17 protein-coding genes and 1 tRNA gene are annotated in these 23369 nt (G+C 43.9%); 12 read left to right on the top strand and 6 right to left on the bottom strand.

Annotation, left to right across the window (positions count from 1 at the left end; genetic code table 11):
* Window positions 1–63 precede the first annotated feature (63 nt).
* From GTW09_RS05155 to GTW09_RS05135, 5 genes are all read left to right on the top strand, one after another.
* On the top strand, window positions 64–693 hold the full coding sequence (locus tag GTW09_RS05155; RefSeq protein ID WP_163110575.1) for a PqiC family protein: 630 nt from the start codon (window positions 64–66) through the stop codon (window positions 691–693).
* A gap of 32 nt (window positions 694–725) precedes the next feature.
* Entirely contained in the window at window positions 726–1781 is a 1056-nt protein-coding gene (locus GTW09_RS05150) for a GGDEF domain-containing protein (protein ID WP_239059290.1), read from the top strand.
* A gap of 127 nt (window positions 1782–1908) precedes the next feature.
* Window positions 1909–3072, top strand: coding sequence for an efflux RND transporter periplasmic adaptor subunit (locus tag GTW09_RS05145; RefSeq protein WP_163110570.1), 1164 nt, complete (start codon window positions 1909–1911; stop codon window positions 3070–3072).
* A 13-nt stretch (window positions 3073–3085) separates the two neighbouring features.
* The gene (locus GTW09_RS05140) at window positions 3086–6256 is read left to right on the top strand and encodes an efflux RND transporter permease subunit (RefSeq protein WP_163110569.1); all 3171 of its coding nucleotides are present in this window, start codon (window positions 3086–3088) and stop codon (window positions 6254–6256) included.
* Window positions 6257–6275: 19 nt separating this feature from the next.
* On the top strand, window positions 6276–6767 hold the full coding sequence (locus tag GTW09_RS05135; RefSeq protein WP_100971321.1) for a GNAT family N-acetyltransferase: 492 nt from the start codon (window positions 6276–6278) through the stop codon (window positions 6765–6767).
* A gap of 85 nt (window positions 6768–6852) precedes the next feature.
* Here the strand turns inward: GTW09_RS05135 and GTW09_RS05130 are convergent, their stop codons facing one another.
* Complete coding sequence (locus GTW09_RS05130) at window positions 6853–7464, bottom strand: TetR/AcrR family transcriptional regulator (protein WP_163110567.1); 612 nt, start codon at window positions 7462–7464, stop codon at window positions 6853–6855.
* Window positions 7465–7634: 170 nt separating this feature from the next.
* Between GTW09_RS05130 and GTW09_RS05125 the strand changes: the two genes are divergently transcribed.
* A complete protein-coding gene (locus GTW09_RS05125; RefSeq protein ID WP_232230602.1) occupies window positions 7635–8708 on the top strand; it encodes an efflux RND transporter periplasmic adaptor subunit in 1074 nt (357 codons plus the stop codon).
* A gap of 3 nt (window positions 8709–8711) precedes the next feature.
* Window positions 8712–11753 (top strand): efflux RND transporter permease subunit, encoded by a 3042-nt coding sequence (locus tag GTW09_RS05120; RefSeq protein ID WP_163110565.1) that lies wholly within the window; start codon window positions 8712–8714, stop codon window positions 11751–11753.
* A gap of 73 nt (window positions 11754–11826) precedes the next feature.
* Here GTW09_RS05120 and GTW09_RS05115 read toward each other — a convergent pair whose 3' ends face one another.
* Entirely contained in the window at window positions 11827–12246 is a 420-nt protein-coding gene (locus tag GTW09_RS05115; protein WP_163110563.1) for a CBS domain-containing protein, read from the bottom strand.
* Between the two features lie 298 nt (window positions 12247–12544).
* Here GTW09_RS05115 and asd point away from each other — a divergent pair, with 298 nt between their 5' ends.
* Both asd and GTW09_RS05105 read left to right on the top strand, forming a co-directional pair.
* Complete coding sequence (gene asd / locus GTW09_RS05110) at window positions 12545–13693, top strand: aspartate-semialdehyde dehydrogenase (protein WP_163110561.1); 1149 nt, start codon at window positions 12545–12547, stop codon at window positions 13691–13693.
* 154 nt (window positions 13694–13847) lie between these two features.
* Window positions 13848–16454 (top strand): response regulator, encoded by a 2607-nt coding sequence (locus tag GTW09_RS05105; protein WP_239059276.1) that lies wholly within the window; start codon window positions 13848–13850, stop codon window positions 16452–16454.
* Between the two features lie 33 nt (window positions 16455–16487).
* On the opposite strand, the gene GTW09_RS05100 is transcribed toward GTW09_RS05105, so the two are convergent.
* Window positions 16488–17501, bottom strand: a complete 1014-nt coding sequence (locus GTW09_RS05100; RefSeq protein WP_163110559.1) for a 2-dehydropantoate 2-reductase — start codon at window positions 17499–17501, stop codon at window positions 16488–16490.
* A 338-nt stretch (window positions 17502–17839) separates the two neighbouring features.
* Between GTW09_RS05100 and GTW09_RS05095 the strand changes: the two genes are divergently transcribed.
* Both GTW09_RS05095 and GTW09_RS05090 read left to right on the top strand, forming a co-directional pair.
* Window positions 17840–19561 (top strand): protein adenylyltransferase SelO, encoded by a 1722-nt coding sequence (locus GTW09_RS05095; protein WP_163110724.1) that lies wholly within the window; start codon window positions 17840–17842, stop codon window positions 19559–19561.
* A gap of 237 nt (window positions 19562–19798) precedes the next feature.
* The gene (locus GTW09_RS05090) at window positions 19799–20740 is read left to right on the top strand and encodes a GGDEF domain-containing protein (protein ID WP_203565648.1); all 942 of its coding nucleotides are present in this window, start codon (window positions 19799–19801) and stop codon (window positions 20738–20740) included.
* A gap of 139 nt (window positions 20741–20879) precedes the next feature.
* Here the strand turns inward: GTW09_RS05090 and GTW09_RS05085 are convergent, their stop codons facing one another.
* Window positions 20880–21260 (bottom strand): glutathione S-transferase N-terminal domain-containing protein, encoded by a 381-nt coding sequence (locus GTW09_RS05085; protein ID WP_163110555.1) that lies wholly within the window; start codon window positions 21258–21260, stop codon window positions 20880–20882.
* 157 nt (window positions 21261–21417) lie between these two features.
* Between GTW09_RS05085 and GTW09_RS05080 the strand changes: the two genes are divergently transcribed.
* A complete protein-coding gene (locus GTW09_RS05080) occupies window positions 21418–21948 on the top strand; it encodes a DUF1499 domain-containing protein (protein ID WP_163110553.1) in 531 nt (176 codons plus the stop codon).
* Window positions 21949–22020: 72 nt separating this feature from the next.
* Here the strand turns inward: GTW09_RS05080 and nei are convergent, their stop codons facing one another.
* Window positions 22021–22845, bottom strand: a complete 825-nt coding sequence (nei, locus tag GTW09_RS05075) for an endonuclease VIII (RefSeq protein ID WP_163110551.1) — start codon at window positions 22843–22845, stop codon at window positions 22021–22023.
* 322 nt (window positions 22846–23167) lie between these two features.
* Window positions 23168–23257: transfer RNA gene (locus tag GTW09_RS05070), tRNA-Ser, on the bottom strand.
* Window positions 23258–23369 lie beyond the last annotated feature (112 nt).

Here is a 23369-nt window from a genome sequence, read left to right as displayed (position 1 = left end):
TCATTTAATAAACGTAGTTAATACTCTTGTCATTAAAAGACAAAAGAGTTAGGGAAAATAAAAATGGCAATGAACACTGGTTTTTTTTCGAAAAAAGGAAACATCAGGTTTGCACTGGCAACAATTTTACTTTTAGTTATCAGCGGGTGTGCAGGTTCTAATCCGTCTTTGTCCTACTATTTATTGCACTCGGCAGTTCCCTCTAAAGCCCAAAACACAACTGCGTACTCAGATACTAATAACACCAATCTTGTTTTCAACAAGGTTACGCTTCCCGACTATTTAAAACATCGCGGGCTAGTCTATCAAGTTAGCGATACTAACTTGCACATCTCTGCCACCCATTTATGGGCCGAGCCTGTTGAAGAAGGTTTGAGAAAATCGCTTAGCGACCATCTCGCCCTAAAAAACATAAGCCTGACATCGGCAAAAAATCCGCTAGAAGGGAATTTGTCTACGCTAAACCTTTACGTTTCAGATTTTATAAGCACATACAAAGGCAATGTTGTGCTGAAAGGTGACTTTGTCATTACTGACATGCATTCAAATGTCCATAGGGAGTCGTTTCTTATAGAGACCGAATTAGAGAACGACGGTTTTTCCGCCAGCATAACAGCCATGCGGCACGCTTTAGTGGAGTTAGCCAGTAAAGTTGCTGATAGTACACACAACACCAGAGCACCTTCAGCCTAATCTTTATGATGAGTTTTCTAAAACAGTATGTGATGAGTGGTGTGAGTCGACACTACAAAGACGAAACCAATCGTCGTATTATGGTGGTGAACTTATTTTCTGCTGTTGGCGTCTCGATCACTTTCTTTTTAGGCATACGCGCACTCATCGGGCAAGAATTTCCACTAGCTATTATTCTACTTACCGCAAGCATTACTTTTGCGCTATCTCAACGAATACAAATTCATTTTGGTACGCCTCGCTCACGAACAGTTTCCATGACGTTGCTAATAACGTGTTTAATGGTGTTAGTGTTTCTTTTGCTTATTACTGGAGGAAAAGATAATACGGGCCCGCTGTGGATTTATTTAGTGCCTCCGGTCACCATGTTTTTTGCTGGTTTCGTTCGGGGACTACTCGCTTTATTGGTATTTACCATTGCCTGCACCCTGCTTTTTTTTGTTTTCGACGAATCGCTGCTTTTAACGTCTTACACATACGCATTTAAATCTCGGCTGCTATATTCATTTCTTACCGTTACCTTCCTCTCTGCGTTTTATGAGTACAGCAGACAAAAAAGTTATGAGACAGCGCTAGACCTCTCTGAACAATTTGAGCAGCAAGCCAATCACGATCATTTAACCAAGTTAATGAATCGCCGCGGCTGTCAGGTCACGCTAGAAAGAGAGTATGCACGGATTCAGCGCAGCAAAAAGGTTTTCTCAATCGCCATTGCTGATATAGATAGATTTAAAAGCATCAATGATACTTACGGCCACGAAGCGGGTGATGACGTATTGGTAAAAATATCAGAAATTTTCAGCTCACGGTTGCGAAAGCAAGACATTCTTGCACGCTGGGGCGGTGAAGAGTTTATGTTTATATTCCCAGAAACCACCTCCTCAGAGGCTGTAAATGTGCTGGAGGAGCTGCGTGAGGCACTAAGCTACTCAGCAGTCGCAATCGGCGACAGCGACATTCATATAACCAGCAGTTTTGGCGTGTGTGAGGTTTCCTGTGCACTCCCCCTGGCAGACGCTATACGTCATGCAGATATGGAATTGTACCGCGCCAAGGAAAGCGGTCGCAATAAAGTCTGTATCGGCTAAGATTGTGAATAGCCAGTTTCGCTCTCTCAACGTTATTCGACTCACTTTTCGTTACAATTTCTTTGACAAAAAACGTCAAATAAACGTTAAACTATAACCAGAATTAGCAATAAGTTTAGGCAGTAAAATGAAGTGGACGAAAGTTGTATTACCCGCGGTAGTTCTTGTCCTAGGATACGCCGGTATGAAAGGTATTGAAGCGTCAGCTTCTGACAAAACGCCTGCGGAAAAAATAGATACCCGCCCCACCGTCACAATTGATTCTTTGACCCCCGAAGACGTTCGCGTGCAGCTTAGCTCTTATGGCGAAGTTATGCCCCTAGAAACCACAAACCTTGCTGCGCAAGTGTCGGGTGAAGTTCAAATGTGGAATCCAAAGTTAGTCAGTGGAGGTCTGGTGCGCAAAGGGGAAGTGCTATTTACCGTTGAAGCCGACACCTATGAAGCGGCGTTGCTCTCTGCTCAGGCAAATGTCGCGAGTGCTAAAGCACAACTTATTCAAGAAAAAGCCCAGGCGGACGTAGCCGCGAGAGAGGCGAAAACTATGCCTAACTCTCAGGTTTCAGAGCTTTATTTGCGTAAGCCACAAGTGATGAGTGCAGAGGCAAACTTAAAATCTGCAGAAGCACAATTGAAGATAGCCAAACGCGATCTTGAAAACTGTGAGGTGAAAGCGCCCTACGACGCGCTGGTTGTATCTCGCAGCATAAGCACCGGAGACTATGTGACACAAGGCTCACCTGTTGCAGTACTTAACAATATTGAATCTGCTGAAATCACCTTTCCTGTTGCTGGCTTTGATAGTCGATTTCTGGAAGCGAAAACGGTAGGAAGTGAAGTGACGGTTTCTGACAACACGATTTCAAATCAAAACGGGCAAGGCATATCTGTAAAAGGTGTGATTCATCGCGATACAGGCATTGTAGATAATAATACGCGCATGTCTTACTTTGTTGCGCGAGTTAACGACCCCTATAGTATCAATTCAAACAAACCTGTCCTTAAGTTTGGTTCTTACGTATCAGTAAGTTTTGAAGGTAAGGTATTGGAAGACGTGTTCCGCATACCACAGGAGTTGGTTACTGAACAGAAAGTGTGGACGTTAGATGAAGACAACACCCTACACTCTCACAAAGTTAAAGTGGTGCGTGAAGACAGTGGCGACTTTCTTATTCAAGGCGACTTTAACCCTCAGAAAGTTGTGATGAGTTTACCTGAATACCCGCAAAACGGTATGGCAGTAAGAGTGATTGAAAATACTGCTAATGCAGTGACAGCGAAAGCAAACTAATTTAGGGGTTTTCATGGATACGCACAACGATACAAAACACGGCATTATTGCCTGGTTTGCGCGTAACTCAGTGGCTGCTAACTTACTGATGGTGTTTATCATCGTTATGGGTATTGCCAGTTTTGCCACTATACAACGTCAAATGTTTCCCAATATTGAAATTAACTATATTACGGTTACTGCCAATTACCCCGGTGCTTCTCCTCAAGAAATAGAAGAAAGTATTTTCATAAAAATTGAGGAGGCGATAAAAGACATAACTGAAATAAAGCGCACTGTGTCCCGAGCATTTAGAGGAAATGGTACTGTAAGTTTAGAAATAGACACAAATGCAGAACTCACTGAGGTGCTTGATAAGGTAAAACTTCGAATAGACGGCATAGCAACATTTCCCGCCGGTATGGAACCAGTCAATGTCTCGCAAGTAGAATTTCAACAAGACGTGATAGAGATGCCGCTGGTGGGTAACTTACCACTTTCTGAGCTAAAGCAAATAGCGAAGGAAGTAGAAGACGAACTCTTGCAGCTAGGCACAGTATCACTGGTTCAGATGTCTGCTCCCAATGATGAGATTGCGATAGAAATAAAGCCCGATACGCTAAGAAAGTACGGTCTATCTATTGCTGATGTCACCCGTTCAATCAATAATTATTCTGCCAACATTTCAGCGGGTCAAATACGCACCAACGCCGGGCTTGTTTCTGTGCGAGTGGAAAACCAATTTTACAGCGGCGAAGAATTTGCCAACATCCCTGTTAAAATTGGTCAGGGCGGCGCCAAAGTAACTTTAGGAGATGTAGCCTTCATAAACGATGGTTTTGTAGAGGGTGAAAGATACTTTAAGTATAACGGTATGAATGCTATTGCAATGGCCGTTAAAGCCACCAAAACACAAGACACCATTCCCGTTGCCGAGACAGTTAAAGCCTATATAGAGCAAAAAAATAAATCTTTCACACAAGATGTCCAGATAGAGGTACTGGTAGATCTAACCTATTACCTGAATGCACGCCTAGATATGATGCTTTGGAATCTACTGCAAGGTTCTGTGCTAGTGGCTTTTATGCTCTCCCTCTTTTTGCGGTTTAGACTGGCATTTTGGGTTATGATCGGCTTGCCGGTATGTTTCCTTGGTGCGGTAATGCTCATGCCGGTATTTGGCATAAGTATCAATATTCTCTCGTTGTTCGCATTTATTATGGTGCTTGGGATAGTGGTAGACGACGCCATAGTTATCGGTGAAAGTGCTTACACAGAAATAGAAAGCAAAGGCGGCGGAGTCGATAACGTGATCCGTGGTGCCAAACGCGTTGCCACTCCAGCCACATTTGGTGTACTAACAACAATTGCAGTATTTGCGCCTTTCACATTAAGCAGTGGTCCGGAAGGTGCTTTTTTCTATAACATCGCTGTCGTTGTTATCTTATGCTTAGCGTTCAGTCTGGTTGAATCAAAGCTGATTTTGCCGGCACACTTAGCGCACACATCGTTTTCTCCAGTAAAACCAAATAGCTGGCGTTCTAAGTTCAATAAACGGTTCCAGAACTTTATAAATGGACCTTACAAAAGAACGGTCGAGGCAGCCATTAAAATTCGTTGGGTAGTGTTTATGCTTTTCGTTGCCATGCTTATGTTGAGCTGGGGCCTGATAAGTGCAGATTATGTTCGCATGGTGCCAAACCCCAAAGTACCTCACGATTTCCCAAGCGTAAGAATAGAAATGAATGAGAATGTCTCAGACCAGGCGACCATTGATGCGCTCAAAATCGTAGAAAACACCATACTTGATGTTGAGCAGCAAATAATTGATGAATTTGGCTCAGGCATGGTTAGAGACAGGCTGGCATTTAACAATACACGCACTGAAGCACAAATTCTTGCTCCCCTAGTGGAAGAAGAAAAGCGCCCTATCGATACATTTGAATTGGCGCGGCGCTGGCGTGAAGCCATACCAGAAATTACTGGAATGAAATCTTTTACCGTTGTTGATGATGTAAACGGAGGTGGTGACGATGGTGAATTTGGGTACCTTCTTTTTGGTTCAGATATAGATACCTTAAACGCCGCAGGGTTAAAATTTATTGAAATGCTACAACAAAAAGATGGGCTGTTTGACGTTAGCTCCACTATCGACCCTCCAAGTAAAGAAGTGCAGATGACATTACTGCCGGTAGCTTACGATTTGGGATTAACACTCTCAGACATAGCCTCTCAGGTTGGCGCTGGATTTTATGGTGGTGAAGCCCAGCGTGTTATTCGAAATGGCGAAGAAGTGCGCGTTATGGTGCGCTACCCGGAGCTTACCCGCGAGCGCTTTGCCGAGCTGAAATACACGCTCATTAAAACCCCGACCGGTGAAGAAGTGATGCTCGGCGATGTCGTGTACCTGGAAGAAAAGCCAGGCATTAGCTATATACGCCGTGAAGGAGGATACAGAAGCGTTTACGTTTGGGGCAATATAGACGAAGAAACGGTTGAGCCTAACGAAGTGGTAGAAGACATCAAAGACACTCTTCTCCCTCAACTTCAGGAAGAATTTCCGACTGTGATGACAGAACTTGGTGGCGATATTGAAGAACAGCAGGCACAACAAAGTGAGCAGCTGCTGTTTTTCTTGGCGGCCATGGTGATGGTGTACATTTTACTTGCAGTACCGCTAAAAAGTTATGGTCAGCCTCTCATTATCATGTCGGTCATTCCGTTTAGCTTAACCGGCGCTATTTGGGGACATTTTTTGCTTGGTTTAGATCTCTCCATGATGTCTACATTTGGCCTTATTGCGGCAGCCGGTGTAGTGATAAATGATTCTTTGGTAATGACCGATTTTGTTAATCAACGCCGAAGTCAGGGCTTCAGTGTAAAAGAAGCGGTTGTTGAGGCAGGCACGGCTAGATTTAGAGCAATAACGCTCACCTCAATCACTACTTTTGTTGGCGTGCTACCTATAATGTTTGAAACCAGTCTGCAGGCAGCATTTGTAGTGCCAATGGCTGCTGCACTGGGTTTTGCTGTGCTTTATGCTACTCTGGTAACACTTATTTTAGTGCCCTGCTTGTATTTGATTTTGCTTGATTTGAGAAAGCCATTTACATGGATTAAGAGTAAGTTGGTAAAAAGCACAACAGGTGGTGAGAGCGCGTCAATCAATGACCAAAAGCCGGCACTTGATAGCCGTGGTCGATAAAAGCAAATAAGGAATACCGATGAGTAATACCCTATCAATCCGCCAATCCACCCCAGATGATATTCAGCAAATTCGTCAGTTTATTCTGGAACTTGCAATTTATGAAAAAGCAGAACATGAAGTAGAAGCATCGGAAGCTGACCTACACAACACTTTATTCGGTGAGGGTGCCACGGCTCATTGCATCATATGCGAAAATGAGGGTGTGCCCATAGGCTTTGCAGTTTACTTTTTTAACTATTCAACATGGCAAGGGCGTAATGGACTCTACTTAGAAGACCTTTATGTTTCTCCACAATCTCGCGGTTTAGGCGCAGGAAAGGCGCTATTGCAGCATCTTGCCGGTATCGCCGTTGATAACAATTGCGGAAGATTTGAATGGAGTGTGCTTGACTGGAACAAGCCGGCTATCGACTTCTATGAGTCGCTAGGCGCAAAGGCGAAAAGCGAATGGCTTGGATACCGAATGGATGGAGAAACTCTGATAAACTTTGCAAAAAACGGACAATAACACTGTAGTACCATCCTGATTGAGTTCAGATTCGGGAAGGCTTTTTGAAGCGAAGCAGCTTGCTATTCATGTACTGCTTCGCTTTCTAACATTCATATCGACTTAACACCATGGCGACAATATTTCTTGTAATTCGCCACTTATCATCGTCGCTTAGGTTGTCTTCTATCTTAAATAGTTGAGGCCAAAAAGACTGCCCCTTAATGAGGCTGTCTATTTCATTAACCACCTGCTCTATATCTTCAAATGTTAGCCTATTGTCTGCTTCAGCTTTTTTGAGCCAGCGGTGCAGCGAAGATTCCTGCGCTTTTAACTGTGTTACTTCGTCTTTCAGCTTTTCAGGCTTGTAAAAAAAGTGACCAATGGCAACACGGGCTAGTTCAAGATGGCTGTCGCTGCACATAAACGATACCTCTTGAAATACTAATTCCTCTAGCTGCTCGTTTAAAGGCGAGTCGCTTTTATATTCTGCATTAATATCAACTAATGCACTCTGCCATTGCTCTTTGATTAAGTGCATCACCAAATATTCTTTGGTTGAGAAATGATTATAAACGGTCCGCTTCGATACATTTGCCAATTCGGCCAATTTATCCATACTTGTACCATTCACCCCAAACTCCTGAAACGCTTGGGTGGCGGCCTGAATGATAGCTTCTCGCTTTTTATCGCTTCGTCTGCGTGTAATGTCTGTCATTTAATAAAGTCTTAATGAATGCTAAGGCACATATTACACTGAACAGTTTACTTTTCAAATGAAGCACACTAAAATGCACTCAACAGTTTACTTTAAGAAGAAGCTCCATTCGGCTAATTCCGTTTCTTCTATTCTCTTTTTATTTAATTTGATATGGATTACAAAACATTATGTCCATGATGCGAATCTCTCGTACTTTTATCGTTACTGCGATCACCTTTTTAACCGTTGCTGCATGCACATCGGAAAAGACTGAGTCGTCAGAACCCGCCACCCCGCGCTATGTAAAGCTGGCAACGATTAGCAACATACCAAATTTTGATGAATTTACCTTTCCTGCGGTGGTATCAGCGGTTAAAACGGTAGATCTAAGCTTTGAAGTGTCTGGTCGCCTGATTCAAACCGACCTTGTAACGGGAAGTGATATTGAGAAGGGCAAACTCTTAGCCACTATCGATAGAGAGCCTTTTGAGCGCCGCGTAGAGCAGTCGAGAACACGGCTAGAACAGTCTAAGCGTGAACTTAGCCGCATCGAGAAAATGTTCGCACAAAATCTTGTTGCTCAAAGCTCCCTTGATTCGGCAAAAACGTCATACGAACTTGCTGTGCTTGATTTAAAAAATGCGGAACAAGATTTGAGCTACACCCAGCTTTATGCCCCTTTTGATGCCAAACTATCTCAACGACTCGTTGAAAATAATAGCTTTGTTGCTGCGGGTACGCCCATTGCTCGACTGCAGGATATGTCAAAAATCTATTTTAATATCAATGTACCTGAACGGCTGCTCACCGCTAATTTAGGTCGTGGTATAAAGCAGGCAAGTGCTACCCTTGCCACCAATAGAAGCCAGTGGTATCCAGTAACTTACGTCGAACATTCAACCCAGCCCGATCCGGTATCGCAAACTTACGAAGTCGTGTTTGCCATGGAGCCCCGGGAAGAGTTACCGCTTACTCCTGGCGCTCGCGCTATTGTAAAAGTAAGCCTGCAAGGCTCTATGTACCCCGAAGGACTTGTCGTGCCAGTGAAATCGTTAGTGGGAGATAAGGACAATGGGTTTGCTATATGGATCTTTGACGAGAACAACAGCCGCGTTAACAAACAGTCAATCAGCGTTAAACACATCGAAAATGAACTTGCTATTGTTGAAGGCGATATTCGTCTTGGGCAGCGCGTAGTATCGGCCGGGGCCACAAAAATGACGCCCGACATGAAAGTCCTCCCGTACAAAGGAGAGAAGTAATTCATGGATATAGCGCGCTTCTCAATAGATAAGCCGGTTAATGTATGGCTTATGGTAGTAATACTGCTGTTAGGCGGTATTCTGGCGATGTCGAAAATAGGACGTTTAGAAGACCCTGCTTTCACCATTAAACAAGTAAAGGTATATACCGCTTACCCTGGGGCGGGTGCAGAAAAAGTAGAGCGCGAAGTTACCGAGCGACTTGAAATTGCTATTCAACAAATGCCTCAACTTAAAAAGGTAAGCTCGGTATCATCTCCCGGCTTGTCAGAAGTCACGGTTGAAGTAAAAAGTACTTACGATAGTAAAGTACTTCCGCAAATTTGGGACGAGCTAAGAAAACGTATTCGCGACACCGCAAGTTCGCTTCCTACCGGTACGCAAGACCCTATTGTTTATGACGATTTTGGTGATGTATATGGTCTTTACTACGCCCTAAGTGCACCCGATTTTGACACTCGTGAGTTACGTGAGTTTGCTCGCATTATACGTCGAGACTTGCTGACTACAGAAGGGGTAGCAAAAGTGGATGTAACCGGTGTACAAAAAGAGCAAATAGTGGCTTACATCGACCCCTATCAACTGGCCGGTTTGGGCATATCATTCCCCGATTTAGCCTCTTTATTTCAAGACAATCTTCGCCCATTTAATGGTGGTCGCGTAAAAGTAGACGAAAAGAATGTCAGAATTATTGTTGAGCGCGCTCCCGATAAACTAGAAGAGATTTCTAACTTATCGGTGGTTATTCCTGGTACCAATCGCTCTTTACGGGTAGCGGACATTGCAACGCTAAAACTTGAGCCAGCAGACATTCAGTCTGTGTTAGTGCGCTATAACGGAGAAGAAGCATTAACACTCAGCGTATCAGCTCTTGAAGATGTCAATATTGTGGATGTAGGTGCGAAAGTAAACGCCAAAGTAGACGAATTGCTCAAACAATTGCCTGTGGGTATTACACTGACACCAATTTACGATCAAGCCTCGGTTGTTGATGAGTCGGTAGATGGGTTTATTAACAACTTAGTGATGTCAGTAGCTGTGGTAACCCTCACTTTGTGCCTATTTATGGGCTGGCGCTCTGGTGTCGTTGTGGGCACTGTTTTGCTTGTGACCGTACTAGGTACCATTTTGATAATGTGGTTAATGGGTATTCAGCTTCAGCGTATATCCCTAGGAGCCATGGTTATTGCTATGGGCATGTTGGTAGATAATGCCATTGTGGTTGCAGAAGGTATGATGCTTCGAATGGCCACGGGTACAACGGCAAAAAGCGCAGCAAGCTTCATTGTTAAGCGCACACAATGGCCGTTGCTGGGAGCCACCATTATTGGTATTGCAGCGTTTTCAGGTATTGGGTTATCTAACGACGCCACAGGCGAATTTTTATATTCACTATTTGCTGTTGTGCTTGTGTCACTGCTTATAAGCTGGGTATTAGCGGTAACCCTTGTGCCTGTATTGGGAGCCTACTTTTATAGAAAAGGTATGTCGTCAGGTGGTGATGAAAAACCCTCAACTATGCTCACCTATTTTAAAGGTGCACTCGTAAAAGCACTCAAATTTCGTTGGGTTACCATTGCCGCCTTAGTAGTTATTACCGTTGTGGCATATGGCAGTTTTGGTATGGTGAAACAAGGATTCTTTCCCCCTTCCAATGCCCCACTCTTCTTTGTTCACTATTGGGGCCCGCAAGACCGCGACATTCGAGCCACCGAAGTCATCGCCAAACAAGCCGAGAAACGCATTCTTGAAATGGAAAATGTAACGGCTGTTACCACCTTTGTTGGTCAGGGTGCTGACAGGTTTACTCTTACCTACGCCCCGAAAAGTGCAAACGAAAATTATGCCTTCTTTATGGTTAGGGCAAAAACATTGGATAGTATTCCTTCTATTCAAGAAGCGCTATCAGATAAGCTAACCGACTTAGACTTCGATGCCAGCTTTTACATGGAGCGCATGCAGTTTGGCCCGGGGTCTGGCGCCAAACTTGAAGCGAGATTTTCTGGCCCTGATACTGAGGTTCTTCGAGAAATAGCTGAGCAGGCTAAGCGCCTATTTGCAGAAGATGAGCAAATTATCGATGTGCGTCATAACTGGCGCGAGAAAGGGTTTGCCATTAATACTCAGTATGACAATTATAATGCAGGCATTGCTGGTGTATCCCACTCTGACTTTAGCCAAACTGTGCAATATGCCAGCAGTGGCGTGCAGTTAGGCACGGTTCAGGACGGCGACTATGCGTATAGCATCATGGCCAAAATGGGCAAAGCCGAAGACACCGAACTACAGTCAATTCGAGAATCACAGGTTTGGTCTTCACAGCAGCGCCAGTATGTTCCCTTCACGCAGGTGTCTAAAGGGCTGGAGCTTGTTACCGAAGAAATGCGAATTCACAGAAGGGACCGCTTGCGCACCATTACGGTAGAGGGTGAACCTGGTCCTAGCGAGACGGCTGCAAAGGCGTTCGAGAGAATACGACCAGTTGTCGAGTCTATCGAGCTACCGCCGGGGTATCACCTTGAATGGGGCGGAGAATTTGAAAGCTCTCGAGATGCCCAAAAAGCCTTGGGAGCAGGATTGCCAGCAGGCTTTTTAGTGATGTTTATTATATCAGTGTTGCTATTTGGCCGCGCCAGACAGCCTCTGATCATTTGGCTTGTGGTTCCTATGGCAGTAGTGGGGGTGGTATCCGGTCTACTTGCCACCGGGATGCCATTTGGTTTTATGTCTTTACTAGGGTTCCTTAGTTTGTTCGGCATGTTAATAAAAAATGCTATTGTATTAATTGAGGAAATTGACCTTCAAATTGAGGAAGGGCTGGCGATTAGAAAAGCGATTGTAGAGGCCACGCTAAGTCGTGTGCGACCTGTTGCGCTTGCGGCAGTGACTACCATACTGGGTATGGCGCCTCTGCTTTTCGACCCCTTCTTTGCAGATATGGCAGTGACGATTATGGGCGGTCTTTCCTTCGCCACTGTTTTAACGCTAATTGCCGTGCCTGTTTTATACAGCTTGCTATTTAAAGTTAGCTACCGCAAACAGTAGCGGCTGCTAGCCGATAGAGAAAGTTAGCACCACTGTGCTAACTTGCTCTTTCGGCAGCAACAACCTATATTCCCTAGCGCTTCGACTCAACTCGTTGTTGCATGAAGCGCATTACATCTCGCCAAGACACCATGCCCACCGGGTGCGACTTGTCATCGACAATCGGAATACATGATATTTTGTTGTTATTGAATAGTTCAATGGCAGTGAAAATAGAGTCGTCGGGCCTCATGGTAACTACATCACGAGTCATGATTTGATGGGCACGTTTATCTAGCGTTGCCCTGTCTAACATACGCTCGCTGATGGTATCTACAAAGGGACTCACCGCTTTTAACAAGTCTCTGTCAGATATAATGCCCTGCAGCTTGTGCTCATGAACCACAACTAAGTGGTGAAACCCCGTGGCCGTAAATAGTTCTCGCAACGACTGTAGACTGTCGTCCATGTAAACGCTCACCACGCGTTTAGACATAATATTAGCAACACTCATTGGGTAGATTCTCGCTGTATTGTTTTTTTATAAGGAATCAAAATTCATTTTGAGCATAAAAAGTGTTCCTGACAAAAGCAAGTTTAACTGCCACTTAACAATCGATTTCTCAAGCCCTGCTGCAATCTATAAAAACCTGCTAGCAAGATGGGAAAATAACCCTTAGACTGCGGGCATAAAAATAAAAACGACAGGTATACGTGGTTTAGATTATCTAATCACCTCACAGGCTTTATAGCGGCACGAAGCCGGTGTAAGCCAGTACTTATCAATTTTAGAAACAAGGGTTCTCGATTCAATGGCACAACAAAAAGTAGGTTTAGTGGGCTGGCGCGGTATGGTTGGCTCAGTATTAATGCAACGCATGCAAGAAGAAGACGATTTTGCGCATATTGAGCCCACATTTTTTACCACTTCTCAAAAAGGTAGCGCCGCACCGAACTTTGCCAATAAAACCGACAATGGCGAGGCCGGTGTTTTAGAAGACGCATACGATATAGACGCACTATCGCAGCAAGATATTATCATTACCTGTCAAGGCGGTGATTACACCAAAGCAGTTTATGAAGACTTGCGAGCCACTGGATGGAACGGCTATTGGATAGATGCTGCGTCAACACTTCGAATGAACGATGACGCCATTATTGTGCTAGATCCTGTTAACAACAGCGAAATATCTACTGGCATCGAGAAAGGAGTACGTACATTTGTGGGCGGTAACTGCACCGTATCACTTATGCTGCTAGCTTTAGGCGGACTGTTTGAAAAAGACTTGGTTGAATGGGCCTCTCCCATGACCTATCAAGCGGCGTCTGGTTCTGGAGCTAAACACATGCGAGAGCTTATCTCGCAAATGGGCGCCATTTTCGACAACGTCAAAACCAGCGTTGAAGACCCAGCAAAAGCTATCCTCGATATCGACCATCAGGTGGCTGAGTTTATTCGTAGTGAAGACTACCCAAGTGAACAATTTGGCGTCCCTCTTGCCGGCAGCCTTATTCCGTATATAGATTCTCAGCTACCTTCGGGTCAAAGCCGCGAAGAATGGAAGGCACAGGCTGAAGCAAACAAAATATTAGGCGTTAGTTCTGCACAGAAAAAGGAAATTCCGATTGACGGAATATGTGTTCGTGTAGGCGCGATGCGCAGTCACAGTCAAGCTATTACAATTAAGCTTAAAAAGGATTTGCCTGTAGAGGAAATAGAAGCCATTCTCGCCGCACATAATGAATGGGTGAAAGTTATCCCTAACGATAGGGATATCACCATGCAAGAACTTACTCCGGCTAAAGTCACCGGCACTCTGACCATTCCTGTGGGCCGAATTCGTAAGCTAAACATGGGGCCAGAATATATTTCTGCGTTTACAGTGGGCGATCAGCTGCTGTGGGGCGCTGCCGAACCTCTTCGCAGAATGTTGCGTATTTTATTATCAAAGAGTGAGTAAGCGATACGCTAGCTGCTGATAACATTGTTAAAGCTCCTCTTTAGGAGCTTTATTTTTAAGGGCCACAAATTTACGGGTTTAGAGTTACAGCCATATTCTTCTGTTTTCTGGCGCATATATCTCATTTTATTTGAGAAACAAGGGTTAGACTTACATGCGAATTACGGTACGATACAAATTCGTAACCGGCATTTCCGCATTACAAAAATCATTGTTAAATATGGGCTTCAAGAAGTTGACGAGAATAACCACATTTTGTTTTCTAGTGCTTATTTGCGTGCTGTCTTTTCATAGGCACGCTCAGGCTTTCGAAGTTTCTCAGTTAAACGAATTGGTAAATCGCGTAGATAATGAGCTTCCCATGCCCATTGGCGAGGCCATTGAATCAATGGAGGAATGGCTAAGCGAGCAAAGCATAGATACCGATACGAAACGCTTAATTGCTAGTTACTACGTTCAATATCTACTCAAATTACACCAATCTCCTAACGACAGTATTTTTGCTATTCTGCAAACTCTTGAAAATGACAGCCAACAAGGCTTAACCGTGTCCACCGGCATTGCGCGTATATATGGATTGAATGCAGATTACCAACAAAGCTATAGCTACTTTGACAAGGTCATATCACACCCCGCCGCATCAGCTAACGTCAAAGCTTATGCCATTGCTTATCTTATTCTCACTTATAGTGAAGGTCAGGTTTTTGCTCCAAATGCAAAGCTTATCAGCGAGCTCAACCTCCTGCTTACAGAAAACGACCTGCAACAGCTTCGGCCGTTATACGACACCATAGTCGCCGACTACTATCAGTCTATCAGCGCATTTGATATTGCACTTGATTACTATCAAAAGTCGCTCAATGGCGCAGAAAAGTCGCAGCAGTGGGTACTTATGAGCGACAGCCTTTATGCTATTGGTATTTTGTATAGAAATATTGGCCAATATGAGAAAGCGCTTGAGTATTTCAATTATGCGATTACCCATGATGTAAAAATAGACATTCAGTATTCTGAATATCTTGCTACATATGGTATGGCGACTACCTACTTTAGAGCTCAACGACTTGACGAAGCGCTCACGCTTTCTGAGGAAATTCTTGCCCACCCGCTTACATCATCGTTTTACGACAGTGAAATATACAGGCTAAAAGCAGAAGCACATTTGTCGCGAGGTGAACTGGAAAAAGCTGAAACCGCGCTGAACATGGCTCGTGATTTGTACGACAACAGTCGCCCGGGAGAGAGCACGACGTGGCGAGCACAATTAGAGCAAACGGCCTCACAAATAACCGCTGCAAGAGGCGACTATCAACTTGCTTTTTCCCAGTATGAGAAGTTTCACCAGGAATATATAAAAGCGAAAAAATATGAAGATTTAGAGCTGATAGAAAGTGCAAACTTAGTGCAGCAAATAGAACAAGAAAAGCAGAAAGCACTGCAGTTGGAAAAAGAAAACGAGGCGTTCAACGAACTGTTTAAAGCCCAAAATGCTGCTCAAAAGAGTCAGAGCCTTTACTCTAAACTTCTGGTACTGCTGGTTCTGCTCACTCTTTCCACCATCGTGATTATTTTACTGCTGCTGCGCAAGTCTCATAAAACCAATAAACTTTATTTAGACGCCAAAGAAAAGGCTGAATTACACAGCCGTCTCAAAACAGAGTTTATCTCAAACATTAGTCACGAAATTCGTACACCGCTGAACGCGATTATCGGCTTCGGTCAGGTGCTTATTGATAAAATGCAAGATAGAGAGAATAAAAAGCTCACTCGTCGCATTGTCAGCTCTTCACAAATGTTATTGCAGCTTATTAATGACCTACTCGATTTTGCAAAAATAGAAGCCGGAAAATTTGAGCTTGAGTTGGAAAGCCATAACCTCAAAAAAAGCGTTAGCAATCTCGCTGATATTTTTTATGAGCAAGCATCGCTAAAAGGTTTATCACTGCGCTTTAATATCGACAAGACCTTGCCCAAATACCTTGTTTTTGACGAATTACGGCTAAAGCAGGTTTTGGCAAACTTAATAAGCAACGCCATTAAGTTTTCTGATGCGGGCAACATCGAAATTGGAATAGGTGTTGAACATATTGAAGGAAATACATGCACGTTAAAAGTTTGGGTGAAAGATGAGGGAATTGGTCTTTCTCAATCTCAGCAAGACCACTTGTTCTCGCCTTTCACTCAGGCAGAGAGTTCAACCGCAAGAAAATATGGTGGCACGGGACTTGGCCTCAATATTAGCAATAACTTACTGGCGTTAATGAACTCATCGCTTAACGTTGAGAGTGAAAAAGGCAGCGGAGCAACATTTTCTTTCACACTAAGCTTAGCGGTGGGCGATGAGAAAGAAGAAAAGCGTTCACCGTCATCTGCTTCAGCGCCTGCGCATATCCAGTTTAAAAAGTGTCGAATTTTGCTCGCCGAAGATAACGAAATTAATGTGGAAGTTATCAGGTCGTTACTCAGTAATACTAATGCCGTGATAGATCGAGTAGAGAACGGAATACAGGCGCTTGAAGCCCTATCTGATGCGTCTTACGATCTTATTTTGATGGATATTCAAATGCCGCAAATGGATGGGTATGAGGCTTCACGAATTATTCGCAAAAAGCGTAATATAAAAACGCCAATAATTGCGTTAACCGCTAACGCAATGCAGCACGATATAGAAGAAAGCAAGAAAGCGGGGATGAATGCACATATCAGTAAACCCATTGAAAGAGTAAAACTTATCGAAGTGCTAAGCTCGTACTTGGGCTAAGCTTTGGTTTTGGCTTCGGCCTTAGCTGTGCAGTTAGGGCATCATCTGCGAAGCAGATAAATGAGGTGAGCCTTTCGCATTCTGCTCTGCACGTTTCATCAATTTCACAATATGGCTGTTTACCGGGGTCGCAATTCCGTGCTTCTTGCCCTTTTGCACGATTTCACCGTTGAGAAAATCGATTTCTGTCGGTCTATTTAACTCGAGATCTTCATACATAGAAGAGCGAGCTTGTGGGTCTATTTTTAATGTAGAGGCGGCAACCAGCTTAAACAGACTATCTGGAAGCGATAAAATATAAGGCATAAGAGAGGGTATTACCTTGCCAGTGCGCGCAGGTGTCACTCCTTCTGCCTTAAGAACCGCAAGCGCTTCTTTTTGCACTTCAGCGACTACTTTCCTGTAATCTCTACTGGCCAACTGTTGTTTTAACGGAATGCCCGATAATGCATTAACCGCATTATTTAAGTTGAGTATGAGCTTTCCGTACTGAACGCTTTTCAAATCGTCGTGTACGGTAACAGGAAGCCCAGCTTTGCTTAACAGAGTTAACAATGGCTGGCATATGCCGTGTTTATCCTCCATGGCTAAATGGCCTTCAGTACCGCAATGAAAGTGCCCCTTCCCTCTATAAAAAATATTAAAGGGAACCATTCCGCGCATTACGCTGTGAGGTAATAGTGATTGCAGCACATCGCCGTTAGTCACGCCATTTTGAAAACTCACAATGATAGAGTGTGACGCAGCGTACTGATTTATGACGTTTGCTGCGGCTTTTGTGTCTAAACTTTTCACACAAAGCAGAATAAAGTCTGCTTCAGTAAGTACATTGTTATCTGTTGTGAAATGAATGTCGCTGCTACTTACATTACTGTCTCGCTCTTCCCAATCGGTTATATGAAGGCCATATTGCGCTATATCCTGCTGTAAACGGGGCCTACCTATAAAACTCACGTTTGCGCCGGCGGCTAGCAAACATCCACCGATATAACATCCTACGCTGCCAGCGCCGAGTATGACTATTTTTGTAGTTTTGTTCTGTGTCATTGCTTTTTTTTAAATCCCAGCTTTTTCAATTCCAGCCTTTAAGCGCAAAGCGTCTTATTGATTACTTGCGAATGGCATCGACCACGGTTGGTGATTTAGCAATAAAAAGCGCGCAATGCTTAACGCTAGATTGCTCTTTATGCGCAGTAAAGTAAACATTGTCTTGAACTTGTGGTTGAATCAGTGACTATTGAATTGGCTATGTTTGAATTAGCTATGCTTTCTGCGAGCGAGCGCAACAGATAACCCCAAAAAAGCACAGGTGTTATTTTTAGGTAAGAGACCATACAATGTAAGCATAATCTAGTGTTTTTAATGAGGCGCCAATGTCAGAGCAAATGTTAAACCAGCAAGACAACACAGCAAAACAGCGAGTAAAAACCATAGGCGACCTTGCAGAACACCTTGATTACTCCTTTATGAACGCCTTAGTTGCCGATCCGCAAGCGGATAAGAACGGCGACGAACACACCCCAAGACAAGTATTCTCAGGGCATTATGTTCCAGTAACCCCTACCCCTATTAAAGATCCCAAATACATTGCCCACAGCCCTGCTTTTTTTGACGAACTTGGATTTGATGAGCAACTCGCTTACACAGATGAATTTAAACAGCTATTTTCCGGCGACATGGCAGGCCTACCTTCAGCGATAAAACCTCATGGCTGGTCTACAGGCTATGCTCTGTCTATTTACGGAACCGAATACACTCAGCAATGCCCGTTTCAGACCGGCAACGGCTATGGCGATGGACGGGCTATTTCAGTGATTGAAGCTGTTTTAAATGGAAAGCGCTGGGAAATGCAGCTAAAAGGTGCCGGACGTACTCCTTACTGCCGGGGTGCAGATGGCAGAGCCGTTCTGCGCTCAAGTGTGCGAGAGTTCCTAGTTCAAGAACATATGCATGCACTTGGCATACCGACGTCTAGGTCGCTTAGTCTTTTTATGTCTCAGTCGGAAACCGTAGATCGCCCTTGGTATCTAGAGGGCTCAAACTCTCAAGATCCAGAAGTCATGGTTCAAAATTTTGTTGCTATATCTACGCGAGTAGCGCCTTCGTTTATTCGCGTGGGGCAACTTGAGCTATTTGGTAGGCGTGCTAGACGCAATGAGTATCCTTCTGCGCTAGAGGAGCTTCAAAAGCTTGTTATGCACTTGATAGAAAGAGAATATACAAACGAAGTAGACAGCTCGCAACCATTTGAAAGCCAGCTCATCGCACTTGCCAAGGCTTTTCGTGAACGATTGACATCACTTATCGCCAACTGGATACGAGTGGGATACTGCCAAGGAAACTTCAACAGTGATAACTGCGCTGCGGGCGGATACACTCTCGACTATGGCCCTTTCGGATTCTGTGAACTGTTTGACCCTGCTTATCAGCCGTGGACAGGAGGAGGACGCCACTTTTCTTTTCTTAACCAACCCGTAGCCGCCGAAAAGAATTTTGATATGTTTTGCCGTGCAATTGAGCCTCTGCTCACAAATGCACCTTCAGCGCTTGAGGCATTGCGGGATGTAAATAGCGGTTTTTCTGCTGTAATGCAGGAAAAAATGGACACTATGTGGGCCGCTAAACTCGGGCTTAACACGTTTAATAATGAGTTGCTTCTGCAGTTGTTGCATTTAATGATGCGTACCGGTGTCGACTATAATCTCTTTTTTCGAGAGCTTTCAAAGCTTCCAAAAGAAGTGAGTGGCTTAACGAAGAGCTTTTACGTTCCTCTAAAAGAAGGTATGACTGAACAATGGAATGAGTGGCTTGATACGTGGCATGCGATCATAAAACATCAGGGAGATGGCAAGCAACAAGGAAATAGCGAGCTTGCAGCACAAAAAATGATGCGTAGCAACCCAAAATATACCTGGCGAGAATGGCTGGTTGTGCCTGCCTATAAAGAAGCTGAACAAGGAACATTTGAGCGTATACACGCATTACAACACATACTTTCAAAGCCCTATGATGAACAGTCGGTGCAGACAGAAGCAGAACACTACCGCTTGCGGCCTCGCGAATATTTTGGTGCGGGCGGTGTCTCTCATTACAGCTGTTCTTCATAGTTGCCACTTTCATAGAAAGTCACACCTCATGTTGCCTCAGAATAGCTAAATAACTTTACGAAACTGAGGTTTAGACTACGCTAAACCTAGGAACATAAATATTTATCTATCAATTTGCGCTGAAAAACAGCTCTTTTCGAACTGCTAGCAACATATTTTCTAATGAAAGCTGGCGGTTTCAGGCGAGGCGGCAGGTAAGTATCTGCATCAGCAAGAGGAGAATAGGACGTGCTAGAAATGGTCTTCAACGGCAGCTTTATGCCACACGGACACTGCTTGCTATGGCGTTGGGACTTATTATTCTTACACGTGGGTGGAGATGCACTCACAGGCCTCGCCTATGCGATGATACCCATAGCCCTTATCCATATTGTTCTAAAGCGAGATGATCTAAACTTCGATAGACTCTTCTTACTTTTTGCAGGGTTTATTAGTTTCTGTGGTATTACTCACTTACTTGGGCTTTTTAATATTTGGCATGGGTATTACTTTATAGAGGGCGTGGCGAAGCTGATCACTGGCCTTATCTCTATCGTAACTGCTGTAGTGTTATGGAAGTTAACGCCCCGAATTGTTGCCCTACCGAGTGCTGCCCTTCTAGCTCAACGAAACCAAGAGTTGTTAAACGCTCAGCAAGAACTCAAAGACATTAATATGACGCTTGAGGCGAAAATAGCAGAGCGAACCCGTGAGCTGCATATTCAGGCCAGCACCGATGAGCTGACATCTATACTTAATCGCCGCGCCATTCTAAAGGATTTAGACAACGAGATTAATCGTTGCCAGAGGCATCATCAAATATGCTCAGTACTCATGCTTGATGTGGACTATTTTAAACACGTTAATGATACCTATGGACACCAAGTTGGCGACGAGGTGTTAATAATGATTGCTGATGCGATTACCCAAACATGCAGGCAAACCGACTCTGTTGGGCGTTACGGTGGCGAGGAGTTTCTCATTGTATTGCCGCAAACCGATAGTCAACAGGCCTATGAGCTTGCTGAGAGAATACGCAAAAGTGTAGCGTCAATCTCCACACAACATCCGTTTTCCGTGAGCTGTAGCATAGGCGTTGCTACATTTGATGAAACCCTAGATATGCATACCTTGATAAAACGCGCTGATGAAGCCGTTTATAATGCGAAAGAAAAGGGCAGAAATTGCGTGTCTCATTGATGTGTGAAGACTTTATTGCCCTTTACCATCTACATACTCTCTCTTCTGCATTATTACGCAGCGGTTTTCAAAGAGGACGTTTTATTTCTGAAAGTGCGCCACCATTTAAGAGCCACCAGTGGCGCATATGCTAATTGTATTACTTTGCCGCTACAAAACGCTTTTCAATATACCCAATAATGGCTTTCGAATCATAAAGCCATTCAACGCCATCGTTGTTTTCAATGCGAAGACATGGGGTTTGCACTTTCCCGCCTCCTTGTAAAAGCTCTTCGCGATATGGAGAGCCTTCTGATACGCTTCGCTTTTTAACGGGTACGTTATACTTGTACATTGCTCTGCGCGTTTTGATGCAGAAGGGGCAGCCAAAAAATTGATATAAAGTTAGGTTTTCACTTTCAGCAATAACCTGAGACTGCTCTTCTGGCGAACGCTTTAGTTTAGAGCCTCGAGTAATTACATCGAAAAAGGCAATAATACTACCGAGTAAGTTACGAATAAGATTTACAAATAATTTCATTTTACGACTCAATTTACGAAAAAAGTGACAGTGAAACACATGCGCCGCATTCTACTACTTTGTATGTAGATAGTGTAATTAAGATAAGACCATTTACGCTATGCTAGAAATAAATAGGAATAAAAATAAAATACGAAATCTTTATAGGGTGAAAGTTATGAAACAGCGATCCACGTTATTTTTTTCTCGCGGGCCCGATTGGACAAATTGGGTAAAAAGCGAGTCAAAATTTAAGAAAATACCCGCAGCATTAGCATTAGCATTCGCAGCGTCTCTTTTAACAGGCTGTTTTTCAACGCCACCAGAATTAGGTGTTCAAAACGGCACACTCAAACCTTGTCCAAGCACGCCTAACTGCGTGACCAGTATGGGTACCGACAGTGAATCTATGCCAGCCTTAACGTTTAACGGCTCAATAGTGGCTGCAAAAGTTAGATTAATTGATATTATCAGCGACATGCCTCGCACATCGATAATTGAGCAAAACCATAACTATGTACACGCGGCGTTCTCATCAAAACTTTTTGGCTTTGTGGATGATGTTGAGTTTTTGTTGTCTTCAACACCTGATAATAAAACAATCATTGATTTTAGGTCGGCGTCTCGTTTGGGCTACTCAGACCTAGGCGTAAATAAAGAGCGCATGAACGCCATTACTGCGCAGTTTGAGAACGCAAAACCCGAATAAGTAGAATCAGGCTAAGTAAATGGTGATGGATACTGGTTTTACTCAACCTGTATCCTTCACTCTGAATCCGCACTATACCAGCGGCTGACAGATTTCACACCAATAAATTCTACGCCCGTTGCGCTGCGCCTTTACTATTGGTGAAACACATTGTCGGCAGGGTTGCTCCTCACGGTTGAATGCCATAAACCGAACGCTTTCATAGCTGCCCTTGGTCTTCGCCAGTTTTTTCGCTAACGCATTGGGTACCGTGTGCCCCCTTGTTTCGTATGCCCGCTTACTAATTAATAACGTTTGCTTAGCAAGCTCTGCCACCTGCTTTTCACTGAGTTGCTTTGGCTTATAATCTGGGTGTATGCCTGCGGCAAACAAAATTTCGCTGCGAAGATAGTTTCCGATACCGGCAATATAATGCTGATCTAAGTAAAGTGCACTGACGCTTCGATTGCAGAATCGCTTTGAAAGTAGCCTATCTCTTATGGTTTGCCAGGTTAAGTTAGGCTTTAGAATGTCAGGGCCTATTTTTCTCAAAAATGGATGTTCATCAAGCTCTTTTAACTGATAAATGCCAATATCTGAAGCACTGTATAATAGTGCACTCTGTTCAGCGGTATGCAACGCCAGTCTTAGCGAGCGTTTAGTATTGGGCATTTCACCCCGCTTAGCAGTCATCCAAACGCCGTAAAGCTGGTTATGAGAGTAGATAGAAAGCTGATTATTAAAGTGAATCAGCATTGCCTTCCCCCTCGTTTCTACATGACTTACGGTATGTCCTTTAAGTCTTTCTGCTCCTTGATGTAAATGTGGTAACCCCACTTCAATATCGTCTATTTGTTTGCCTTCAATTACCTTGGCAATCTTATCTGCGGCAAGACGGATCTCTGGGCCCTCTGGCATGTCAATGACCTTTTTAAATGTGATAAATGCTTATAGCTACCGGACTACTAATTTCAAAAAATTCAGCCCATCGCGCCGCAAGCGGGAAGAAAGGCTAAGCTATTTAAAGTCTCGGCTTATTTGAGAAAGTATACGTTGCAAACGAAGGAAGAGTTTTTCAATAAAAATTGAGGTGCGTGACGCAGTCTCACTTTTTATTGATATAAGATGCTTGGCTCTTTACTTGCGGGTTTAGATAAGAGGTTTTTTGATGTTTATTTGGTAATTAATGTGCACTTTAAAAACAACAAGGCCCTGCGTCATGCAAGGCCTCGATGCTATTTGGCGGAGAGAGAGGGATTCGAACCCTCGTTAGGTTTAACCCTAAACACACTTTCCAGGCGTGCGCCTTCAGCCACTCAGCCACCTCTCCAAATTTTTTATCAAGAACGTTTCTGCTTCGAAATTCCTTGAGCGCGCGTATAGTAGGTAAACCCACTGCTTTTATCAAGCGCTTGCTTTAAAATTGTATGTAATTGCTTACA

The sequence above is a fragment of the Alteromonas hispanica genome (assembly GCF_010500915.1).
Classification (GTDB): domain Bacteria; phylum Pseudomonadota; class Gammaproteobacteria; order Enterobacterales; family Alteromonadaceae; genus Alteromonas; species Alteromonas hispanica.
Note: the sequence above shows the minus strand (reverse complement) of the source record. Positions and strands in the feature narration are given on the sequence as shown.

Coding starts and splice junctions, on each gene's coding strand:
- nei (WP_163110551.1), bottom strand. CDS start 22,845: ATGCCAGAGGGCCCAGAGATCCGTCTTGCCGCAGATAAGATTGCCAAG.
- GTW09_RS05095 (WP_163110724.1), top strand. CDS start 17,840: ATGTTAAACCAGCAAGACAACACAGCAAAACAGCGAGTAAAAACCATA.
- GTW09_RS05130 (WP_163110567.1), bottom strand. CDS start 7,464: ATGACAGACATTACACGCAGACGAAGCGATAAAAAGCGAGAAGCTATC.
- GTW09_RS05105 (WP_239059276.1), top strand. CDS start 13,848: ATGCGAATTACGGTACGATACAAATTCGTAACCGGCATTTCCGCATTA.
- GTW09_RS05085 (WP_163110555.1), bottom strand. CDS start 21,260: ATGAAATTATTTGTAAATCTTATTCGTAACTTACTCGGTAGTATTATT.
- GTW09_RS05100 (WP_163110559.1), bottom strand. CDS start 17,501: ATGACACAGAACAAAACTACAAAAATAGTCATACTCGGCGCTGGCAGC.
- GTW09_RS05145 (WP_163110570.1), top strand. CDS start 1,909: ATGAAGTGGACGAAAGTTGTATTACCCGCGGTAGTTCTTGTCCTAGGA.
- GTW09_RS05125 (WP_232230602.1), top strand. CDS start 7,635: ATGTCCATGATGCGAATCTCTCGTACTTTTATCGTTACTGCGATCACC.
- GTW09_RS05150 (WP_239059290.1), top strand. CDS start 726: ATGAGTGGTGTGAGTCGACACTACAAAGACGAAACCAATCGTCGTATT.
- GTW09_RS05080 (WP_163110553.1), top strand. CDS start 21,418: ATGAAACAGCGATCCACGTTATTTTTTTCTCGCGGGCCCGATTGGACA.
- GTW09_RS05155 (WP_163110575.1), top strand. CDS start 64: ATGGCAATGAACACTGGTTTTTTTTCGAAAAAAGGAAACATCAGGTTT.
- asd (WP_163110561.1), top strand. CDS start 12,545: ATGGCACAACAAAAAGTAGGTTTAGTGGGCTGGCGCGGTATGGTTGGC.
- GTW09_RS05115 (WP_163110563.1), bottom strand. CDS start 12,246: ATGAGTGTTGCTAATATTATGTCTAAACGCGTGGTGAGCGTTTACATG.
- GTW09_RS05140 (WP_163110569.1), top strand. CDS start 3,086: ATGGATACGCACAACGATACAAAACACGGCATTATTGCCTGGTTTGCG.
- GTW09_RS05090 (WP_203565648.1), top strand. CDS start 19,799: ATGGTCTTCAACGGCAGCTTTATGCCACACGGACACTGCTTGCTATGG.
- GTW09_RS05135 (WP_100971321.1), top strand. CDS start 6,276: ATGAGTAATACCCTATCAATCCGCCAATCCACCCCAGATGATATTCAG.
- GTW09_RS05120 (WP_163110565.1), top strand. CDS start 8,712: ATGGATATAGCGCGCTTCTCAATAGATAAGCCGGTTAATGTATGGCTT.